The organism is Psychrobacter sp. 1Y4 (genome assembly GCF_051847555.1).
The window spans coordinates 1-1,064 of the sequence record NZ_JBPYDE010000147.1 but is presented as its reverse complement, the minus strand read 5'-3'; the positions used below and the strand labels follow the sequence as shown (position 1 = coordinate 1,064).

The window sequence follows — 1,064 nt, the reverse complement described above, 5'->3', positions numbered from 1 at the left end:
CGCTTTGTACGTCTACGTGTGTCTACCAAAGGTATGCGCATCATTGACAAACTTGGTATCGATAAAGTGTTAGCGGATCTACGCGCACAAGGTCAAAAAGTTTAAGTTAAAAATAGCAGCTGAGTGATGACTCTCATTATTTAGCTGCCGTTTTGCTACATTATAGGTAGCGACTTATTCTTCTAGACACGTACCTATCGTTTGAAGACCCCTCATTTACAGGAAAGCTATCATGAGAGATAAAATTAAATTAGTATCAACAGCTGGTACTGGGTATTACTACACCACTACTAAAAACAAGCGCACTATGCCTGGCAAAATGGAAATCAAAAAGTTTGATCCAAAAGTACGCCAGCACGTGATCTTTAAAGAAGCTAAAATCAAATAATCTCCATTTCATAAATGGTATTATTTGAACAAAAAAAGGGTTTATCAATTGATAAACCCTTTTTTTATGTTTGTATATTTATCTATCTTCAGCTCGCTAATAAACTAAAGATCAACTGTAGTGCGTTGGTTCTTTATCATACACATGGGCATGCCACTTACTCATCTGCTTTTGCATAATAACCTGAATCGCAGCATGAATCATATGTTGACCAATGGCCTGAGTGTCACTACCAAGTAGCTCTTTTAGTTTGTCAGAAAAGTCGATAGTCATTAGCGGTGCTTCGTCTTGTTCAGCATCACGCAACAACAATCTACCATCATCTGCTTCCACTAACTCTAACGTGGTCTCTTTGGCAAACCCTGCAAATTGATCGCTACTCTCGTTGTCTACTTCTATATCGTTATCGATATCATATGGCATTAATATGTTCCTTATTATCCCGTTTAGTACTGGTAGAGAAACTAGTCATTGCAAAGCAGTTATTTATTGAAAACAAACTCATTCGGCAAATCTATCATCTTACAGTAACGCGGGTAAATCTGTCTTACTCATACAATGGACGCTTTAACACTAGAATTCAAGGGCTATCACATAAGTCTTCACTATAAAAACAAACCTGAATGCCTTGCAATAAGGACACATTAGCGCCAATAGCGCAGTTTCGCTAACGTAA

At 37.7% G+C, this 1,064-nt stretch carries 3 protein-coding genes; 2 read left to right on the top strand and 1 reads right to left on the bottom strand.

Annotated elements, in window-relative coordinates; genetic code table 11:
- Positions 1-105: large ribosomal subunit protein bL28 (locus ACS8FC_RS14880; RefSeq protein WP_439297340.1), on the top strand; the 105-nt coding region annotated here is incomplete at its 5' end.
- A gap of 127 nt (positions 106-232) precedes the next feature.
- The gene (rpmG, locus tag ACS8FC_RS14875) at positions 233-388 is read left to right on the top strand and encodes a 50S ribosomal protein L33 (protein ID WP_010201403.1); all 156 of its coding nucleotides are present in this window, start codon (positions 233-235) and stop codon (positions 386-388) included.
- A gap of 111 nt (positions 389-499) precedes the next feature.
- Here the strand turns inward: rpmG and ACS8FC_RS14870 are convergent, their stop codons facing one another.
- Complete coding sequence (locus ACS8FC_RS14870; RefSeq protein WP_101205798.1) at positions 500-811, bottom strand: hypothetical protein; 312 nt, start codon at positions 809-811, stop codon at positions 500-502.
- Positions 812-1,064 lie beyond the last annotated feature (253 nt).

Bases quoted from the DNA above. Each gene is read 5' to 3' on its own strand.
- ACS8FC_RS14870 (WP_101205798.1), bottom strand. From the start codon at position 811: ATGCCATATGATATCGATAACGATATAGAAGTAGACAACGAGAGTAGC.
- rpmG (WP_010201403.1), top strand. From the start codon at position 233: ATGAGAGATAAAATTAAATTAGTATCAACAGCTGGTACTGGGTATTAC.